The sequence below is a fragment of the Xenorhabdus budapestensis genome, assembly GCF_002632465.1.
Classification (GTDB): domain Bacteria; phylum Pseudomonadota; class Gammaproteobacteria; order Enterobacterales; family Enterobacteriaceae; genus Xenorhabdus; species Xenorhabdus budapestensis.
Genome location: NZ_NIBS01000001.1, coordinates 21,216 through 28,358, shown reverse-complemented (window position 1 = coordinate 28,358; position 7,143 = coordinate 21,216). Strand labels below are relative to the sequence as shown.

The 7,143-nt window shown below is 40.4% G+C and carries 9 protein-coding genes; 4 read left to right on the top strand and 5 right to left on the bottom strand.

Features of this window, described 5'->3' with window-relative positions; genetic code table 11:
- Positions 1-253 precede the first annotated feature (253 nt).
- A complete protein-coding gene (locus Xbud_RS00230; protein ID WP_099134186.1) occupies positions 254-808 on the top strand; it encodes a gamma carbonic anhydrase family protein in 555 nt (184 codons plus the stop codon).
- On the opposite strand, the gene Xbud_RS00225 is transcribed toward Xbud_RS00230, so the two are convergent.
- From Xbud_RS00225 to dprA, 5 genes are all read right to left on the bottom strand, one after another.
- Complete coding sequence (locus Xbud_RS00225; RefSeq protein ID WP_099134185.1) at positions 775-1,044, bottom strand: DUF1488 family protein; 270 nt, start codon at positions 1,042-1,044, stop codon at positions 775-777. The genes Xbud_RS00230 and Xbud_RS00225 overlap by 34 nt on opposite strands.
- Positions 1,019-1,858, bottom strand: a complete 840-nt coding sequence (gene aroE, locus Xbud_RS00220) for a shikimate dehydrogenase (RefSeq protein ID WP_099134184.1) — start codon at positions 1,856-1,858, stop codon at positions 1,019-1,021. Before aroE ends, Xbud_RS00225 begins: the two co-directional genes overlap by 26 nt.
- Positions 1,859-1,864: 6 nt before the next feature.
- Complete coding sequence (gene tsaC / locus Xbud_RS00215) at positions 1,865-2,434, bottom strand: L-threonylcarbamoyladenylate synthase type 1 TsaC (protein ID WP_099134183.1); 570 nt, start codon at positions 2,432-2,434, stop codon at positions 1,865-1,867.
- Position 2,435: 1 nt separating this feature from the next.
- Positions 2,436-2,987 (bottom strand): DNA topoisomerase family protein, encoded by a 552-nt coding sequence (locus tag Xbud_RS00210; protein WP_099134182.1) that lies wholly within the window; start codon positions 2,985-2,987, stop codon positions 2,436-2,438.
- A gap of 61 nt (positions 2,988-3,048) precedes the next feature.
- A complete protein-coding gene (gene dprA, locus Xbud_RS00205; protein WP_099134181.1) occupies positions 3,049-4,125 on the bottom strand; it encodes a DNA-protecting protein DprA in 1,077 nt (358 codons plus the stop codon).
- A 131-nt stretch (positions 4,126-4,256) separates the two neighbouring features.
- Between dprA and def the strand changes: the two genes are divergently transcribed.
- The 3 genes from def to rsmB all read left to right on the top strand — a co-directional run bounded on the left by def (position 4,257) and on the right by rsmB (position 7,134).
- Positions 4,257-4,769, top strand: a complete 513-nt coding sequence (gene def, locus Xbud_RS00200; protein WP_099134180.1) for a peptide deformylase — start codon at positions 4,257-4,259, stop codon at positions 4,767-4,769.
- Between the two features lie 23 nt (positions 4,770-4,792).
- Complete coding sequence (gene fmt, locus Xbud_RS00195; protein ID WP_099134179.1) at positions 4,793-5,740, top strand: methionyl-tRNA formyltransferase; 948 nt, start codon at positions 4,793-4,795, stop codon at positions 5,738-5,740.
- A gap of 104 nt (positions 5,741-5,844) precedes the next feature.
- Positions 5,845-7,134, top strand: coding sequence for a 16S rRNA (cytosine(967)-C(5))-methyltransferase RsmB (rsmB, locus tag Xbud_RS00190; protein ID WP_099134596.1), 1,290 nt, complete (start codon positions 5,845-5,847; stop codon positions 7,132-7,134).
- The last annotated feature ends 9 nt before the right edge of the window (positions 7,135-7,143 follow it).

Genomic DNA, 7,143 nt, shown 5'->3' with positions numbered 1-7,143 from the left:
CGCTTTTTTCTCCCTGGCCGGCGCGGCGTGTTTCAGCTCAGCGTCGGTCAGTGGGGGCGCATTATAGGGCGTTTTCCGGCGCTGACAATAGTTTTTTTGCAACTTCATTTTCAAATGCACAGTTTTTAAACCAATAAGTATAAAAACCACCCAACCAGGATAAAATTAACGCTAATTTTCCATTGTATAGTGATCTTTTCCTCAATAACATCTCATATAATTGTTACTCTCTTTTACTGCCATTAGGTTTTTTATGTCTACTACTTTACGTCAATATTTAAACTTACGGCCTCAAATTGGTCAAAAAGTCATGTTAGACCCTACATCTATTGTGATTGGAGATGTCAGATTAGCGGATGATGTAAGCATCTGGCCACTAGTGGTCATCCGTGGTGATGTAAATTACGTTTCTATAGGTACACGTACAAATATCCAAGATGGTTCTGTTTTGCATGTTACGCATAAATCATCTAATAATCCCAATGGCTTCCCTCTAATCATAGGTGAAGAAGCCACTATCGGTCATAAAGCAATGTTGCACGGTTGTACGATTGGAAACCGAGTGCTAGTTGGAATGGGGGCAATTATACTTGATGGAGCTGTTATTGAAGATAATGTTATTATTGGAGCAGCCAGCCTCGTACCACCAGGAAAAACATTAGAGAGTGGGTATCTGTATGTAGGTAGCCCCGCCAAACAAGTAAGAAAACTTAAATCTGAAGAACTGGAAGGGCTGCTTTATTCCGCTAATAATTATGTCCGCTGGAAAGATGATTACTTAGCAGGTACATCAGATGGTAAAGAGTAATGCCCAAATTGATCATCCACTCCACTCAGGATGGCTTCTTCAAATTCTTCTTCCAAATCCCAACGATGTTGGCGAAATAGCTTGAGTGGATGAAGATCTTTACCATATCGATGAATTAACTCATCGGTACTAATCATACACTGCACCAGTAAACCATCTACCATAGCAGGGAAGATAACTTTGTTTTCCTGCTCATTCCATTCTTCACGGTCAGGAAATTGAATAGCCTGATTCATGTTGTAATTCTTTCCTTAAAATAGTTAAAACAGATTCTATTTCTGGTAGAACTCCATACCACAGTGCAAAAGCATGTGCAGCCTGTCCCACCAGCATCCCTAATCCATCAGCCAGACGTGAGACATTATTTCTCTGAGCAAAATCAAGAAAAGAAGTTAATCCCTGTTGGTAATACATATCGTAGCAAGCACTATCATCATGGAAAATCAGGGGTGATATTTCAGGAATACTCCCACTAAGACCAGAAGCTGTTGCATTGATGATAAGATCAAAATCCGGAGACAGGAGAGACTTTATATCAACGGCCTGGATATGACCTAATACAAAAAATTTATCCGCTATTGCTTGTGCACGTGCGAACGTACGATTAGTGATAGTAATCTTACAACCTGACTCTAATAAAGGAGAAATTACCCCTTTTGCTGCACCACCAGCCCCTATAATCAGTATATGCTGCCCTTGGCTAATAAAATTGAGTCGTTGCAAGTCTGCCAATAATCCAACACCATCAGTGTTATCACCAAAAACCTGATTATCTTCAATCATTTTTAAGGTATTAACTGCACCACTGAGTTTTGCGCGTTTAGTCAATTTATGTGCATACTCATAAGCTCGTTCTTTAAAAGGAACGGTAATGTTCGCCCCTAAACCGCCCCGCACAAAAAATTGCTCCAACGATTGTTCAAAATGTTCTATTGGAGCAAGTACCCGCCCATATTGATGCTCAATACCCGTTTGCTCAGCAAATAATCGATGAATATCAGGGGATTTACTGTGCGCAATCGGATTACCAAAAACCGCAAATTTATCCATTATTCCCTACCCTTGTCGATATAGTTTACCTGTCAAAGCATCCCTGATTTCTGATGGATTCTTACGCCCACCAATTTCCCCTTCTAATACCGGAAAATCGTTTCCAAATTGTCTACGAACCTCTTCTGCACTCCGACACGGCTCCAACCCACTCAAATTTGCACTAGTCGATACAAGAGGTTTCTCATAAAGGGAACATAATTGTTTAACTAAAGGATGATCTGTAACTCGAACGGCTAATTTTGAAAATTTCCCCGTCAACCATTTTGGTGTTGTCACTTTGGCTGGAATAACCCATGTCACTGGCCCCGGCCAAAAAGAAAAAACTGTCTTTTTTTGTTCATCATCTAACTGTTCATCATTAACATAGGAGTATAGCCGCTCATAGCTATCAGAAATAAGGATCAGCCCTTTTTCCCATGGCCTATTTTTCAGCAATAATAGTCTGTTAACCGCTGTTTCACTGTCAGGATCACAACCCAACCCAAACACAGCCTCTGTCGGATAAGCAATCACTTTTTCTTCTTTTAAGGCAGTAATAATTACATCAAATTCAGGTGAAACTTTATTACTCATTTTATTTCTCGGTTCTAATGAATTGCTGCTTGCTACACAATTTACTAGCGCAAAACAATTTAATGCCTTGAGCAGTTTTCTTCTCTATTAACAAGGGATAATGACAAAACTCACACTCCCCAGATATCGGTTTATTGTTCAGTGTAAACTGACATTCGGGATATCGATTACAGGCATGAAATGTTTTACCAAATCGTGACTTTCGTTGAAGTAATTTGCCTTGCTTACATTGAGGGCAATTAATTGAAGTATCATCAGGTTTATCGATGATTTCCGTATGATCACATTCAGGATAATTACTGCAGCCAATAAACATGCCATACCGCCCTTGCCGTAAGACCAAGGTAGAGCCACATTTCGAACAAGTTTGTCCTTTTAATTCCTTGACAATATGTCCATCTGAAGATGCTTTTAACGGCCGAACATAACAGCATGACGGATAATTAGAACAGGCATAAAATGGGCCATGAGCTCCGTTGCGGATTACTAATTCAGCACCACAATCAGAGCAATGTTCTGTTTCTTTTATCGCAAAAGGCATCTTTTTAGGCATATCCTACTCGCTGTATTAGCTACCATATTGAAAAACCATAACTTTTAGTAAAAGGAAAAACTCAATTCACTCGAACATAGCCACCAGCAACGACAGCGACTTTTCCCATCAGCTCAAGCTCCAATAGCTGGGTCATAACTTCTGTAATAGGAAGAGAAGAACGTTGGGCAATTATATCAACTGGTGTGACCTCATCACTTACGTTAACCAGCACATCAGCAAATGGCAACTCAGTTTGTTCAAATTGTTTATTATCTTCTTTCTCCAAATTAACCCATTGAAAGTTCGTCTGGATATGTTCCATAACATCCATCACATTGGTTGCTAAATAAGCTCCCTGTTTGATCAACCAGTGATTACCCTCATTTGAATTCACTCCCAGTGGACCTGGTAATGCAAAAATATCTCTTCCTTGTTCAAGTGCACAGCGGGCCGTAATCAGTGAACCACTATTCTGGTGAGCTTCAACAATAATAAGCGCTAAACTCAATCCGCTAATAATCCGGTTTCGTCTTGGAAAATTTTTGGCCTTAGGTGGTATATCGGGGAAAAATTCAGAAACCAGAACGCCATTTTCTTTTATACGGTGAGCTAATTTTTGATGACGGCTAGGGTAAATATTTTTAAGTCCACTTCCCAATACAGCTACAGTTTTTCCAGCCGCATCCACAGCCGCCTGATGGCAGATACCATCAATCCCAATCGCCAATCCACTGGTTATTACTACTCCATTTTCAGCTAATCCACCAGCAAATATCTTTCCCCATTTTTCACCATAAAAACTTGCTGATCTACTACCTACCATTGCAACTTGTTTCTCAGATAAAACGGTCATATCACCTGATACAAAAAGCACAAGTGGAGGAGAATAGATCTGTTTCAATAAAAGGGGATATGCCGGATGAGAGAAAGTCAATAAGTGATTCCCTTGTTGCTCCAACCAATTGAGACTCGAAACCAACACAGAAGGGTTGGCCTTTAGAAACTGTGTGCACTGCGAAGATGATAAACCACAATCTCTTATTACAGCATGATTGACATTTTTTGTTTGCAAAAGTCGCTCAATAATAGGCACTGCTTTTACGGCTGACAGATGAGAAACCATTCTCATTCGCAACCATATTTCCATCACTTCCATATTGTCATCCTGACTCAATAAGCTGTCACACTTACATGACTAATTTGTAGGCAATACTGTCAATCTAATCAGGAAATGTCTAGAATAGATTCCAATTATCACTCACTTTTTGGATGCAGTTCTAAACTTATATGTCAGTTTTACAAGTATTACATTACCCAGACGAGCGGCTTCGCACAGTTGCAAAACCAGTTGAAAAAGTTGATGCAAGAATCCAGCGTATCATTGATGATATGTTTGAAACGATGTATGAAGAGGAAGGCATCGGTTTGGCAGCAACCCAAGTTAATATTCATCAGCGAATTGTTGTCATTGATGTTTCAGAAAACCGTGACCAGAGACTTGTATTTATCAACCCAGAACTAGTTAATGAATCTGGAGAAGCAGGAATTGAAGAAGGCTGTTTATCTGTTCCTGAACAACGTGCGTTTGTACCGCGTTTCGAGCAAGTCAAAATTAAAGCCCTGGATTATCATGGTCAACCATTTGAATTAGAAGCTGATGGTCTGTTAGCCATCTGTATTCAACACGAAATGGATCACTTGATCGGTAAACTGTTCGTTGATTATCTGTCACCGCTGAAACGTCAACGTATTCGTCAGAAAGTCGAAAAAATTGACCGACTGAGAGTCAAAGCCAAGTAAACTCATCATTACAGGAAATAACAGTGTCTGATTCTTTACATATTATTTTTGCCGGAACACCTGATTTCTCGGCTAGCCATTTGGCTGCTTTATTAAAATCGCAGCACCAAGTTGTTGGAGTACTCACTCAACCTGATAAACCGGCAGGAAGAGGTAATAAATTGACACCAAGTCCTGTAAAAGTATTGGCAGAAGAACACGGCATACCGGTTTTCCAGCCCAAAACATTACGTACAGAAGAAAGTCAACAGTGGGTCATAGATCAACAAGCTGATATTATGATCGTTGTTGCATACGGTTTGATCCTGCCTCAAGCAGTATTAGATATACCACGCCTGGGATGCCTCAATGTTCACGGCTCTTTGTTACCTCATTGGCGCGGTGCAGCACCTATCCAGCGCGCCATTTGGGCTGGTGATAAAGAAACTGGTGTAACGATCATGCAAATGGATGCAGGCCTTGATACTGGTGATATGCTGTTAAAAGCAACCTGCCCAATTACAAATGAAGATACTAGCGCAAGCCTGTATGACAAGCTTGCTAATATTGGCTCTGATGCATTACTCAATACATTGAACCTAATCACATCGGGAAAGAGCCAGCCAGAAATTCAGGATAATATTCTTGCAACGTATGCTGAAAAGCTCAGCAAAAATGAAGCAAAAATAGATTGGAGTTTGTCGGCAACCCAACTTGAACGCTGTATTCGTGCATTCAACCCTTGGCCAGTAAGTTACTTTTTTATTGATGAACAGCCTATCAAGGTTTGGCAGGCCAATGTCATTGAAGAAGGAACTAACCAAGCTCCAGGAACAATTGTTCATGCGGATAAGAAAGGAATTCAAGTTGCCACTACTGATGGGATATTGAATATTACTCAGCTGCAACCTTCTGGTAAGAAAGCAATGTCAGCCGCCGATTTATTAAACTCTAAAAGCGAATGGTTCACTCCGGGTAACAAAATCAACTAAATATTCATTTGCCTGTATGCTGGCACCATACAGGTATCTTCCTTCTTTACTATTATGCTGATGATATTCAGCTTCTTAATCATACTTTTGACCATACTCATATCATGAAAAATATATATAACCTACGAAGCATCGCTGCAACAGCGATTAGCCAAGTGCTGGAACAAGGGCAGTCTCTCAGCTCTGTTATACCTGAACTCCAACAAAAAGTGTCTGACAAAGATAAAGCTCTTCTCCAAGAACTCTGTTTTGGCGTAATGAGGGTATTACCTCAACTGGAGTGGTTTATCTCCCAATTGATGGCAAAACCATTGAAAGGTAAGCAACGCGTTTTTCACTACTTGATCATGATTGGAATGTATCAACTTACGTATACACGCATACCTGCACATGCTGCACTTGCTGAAACTGTTAATGGTGCAATCAGCTTAAAACGCCCACAATTAAAAGGATTGATTAATGGTGTTCTCCGGCAATTTCAGCGCCAACAACAAGAGTTAGTCGAACAAGCCAATAATAATGTCAGTCACCATTTACATCCCAAATGGCTGTTGGCCCGCATCCAAAAAGCTTATCCACAAGATTGGAAAAATATTGTAGATGCAAATAATCAAAAACCACCTATGTGGCTACGTGTTAATCAGCTCCATTACTCTGCGAATCAATACATTGCCTTATTACAAGAAGCCAATATAGCAGCAGAGCTGGATAAAAATTATCCCAATGCAATTCGCCTGCTAACCCCTTGCTCTGTGAATATCCTGCCCGGATTTGATAAAGGTTGGGTCACCATTCAAGATCGTTCTGCTCAAGGGTGTGCTGAATTATTAATGCCACGTGATGAAGAAAAGATCCTCGATCTTTGCGCTGCTCCAGGCGGAAAAACAACCCATGTACTTGAGATAGCGCCAAACTCCAAAGTACTTGCTATCGATATTGATGAGCAAAGAATTAAGCGTGTGAAAGAAAATTTACAACGTCTTAGTTTACATGCTGTCGTCAAAACAGGCGATGGACGTCTTCCACATGAATGGGCTGCCGGAGAGCAATTCGATCGTATTCTGCTTGATGCACCATGTTCGGCAACAGGTGTGATCCGCCGTCATCCTGATATAAAGTGGCTAAGGAGAAATGAAGATATTGATCAATTAGTCACACTACAATCTGAAATTCTTGATGCTATTTGGCCATATTTAAAAAAGAATGGCACGCTGGTCTATGCAACATGTTCCATTTTACCAAATGAAAATAGTGAGCAAATCAAAGCATTCTTAGAACGACATGCAGACGCTGAACTCTCTGGAACAGGCACATTGGAAACACCCGGAATACAAATTACTCCAGAAACAATTGGTGGTGACGGTTTCTTTTATGCCCGATTGACTAAGCAATAATAATTTTCT

What these genes read in the sequence shown, in the direction of transcription:
- Xbud_RS00230 (WP_099134186.1), top strand. Translation starts at nt 254, where the DNA reads ATGTCTACTACTTTACGTCAATATTTAAACTTACGGCCTCAAATTGGT.
- Xbud_RS00225 (WP_099134185.1), bottom strand. Translation starts at nt 1,044, where the DNA reads ATGAATCAGGCTATTCAATTTCCTGACCGTGAAGAATGGAATGAGCAG.
- aroE (WP_099134184.1), bottom strand. Translation starts at nt 1,858, where the DNA reads ATGGATAAATTTGCGGTTTTTGGTAATCCGATTGCGCACAGTAAATCC.
- tsaC (WP_099134183.1), bottom strand. Translation starts at nt 2,434, where the DNA reads ATGAGTAATAAAGTTTCACCTGAATTTGATGTAATTATTACTGCCTTA.
- Xbud_RS00210 (WP_099134182.1), bottom strand. Translation starts at nt 2,987, where the DNA reads ATGCCTAAAAAGATGCCTTTTGCGATAAAAGAAACAGAACATTGCTCT.
- dprA (WP_099134181.1), bottom strand. Translation starts at nt 4,125, where the DNA reads ATGGAAGTGATGGAAATATGGTTGCGAATGAGAATGGTTTCTCATCTG.
- def (WP_099134180.1), top strand. Translation starts at nt 4,257, where the DNA reads ATGTCAGTTTTACAAGTATTACATTACCCAGACGAGCGGCTTCGCACA.
- rsmB (WP_099134596.1), top strand. Translation starts at nt 5,845, where the DNA reads ATGAAAAATATATATAACCTACGAAGCATCGCTGCAACAGCGATTAGC.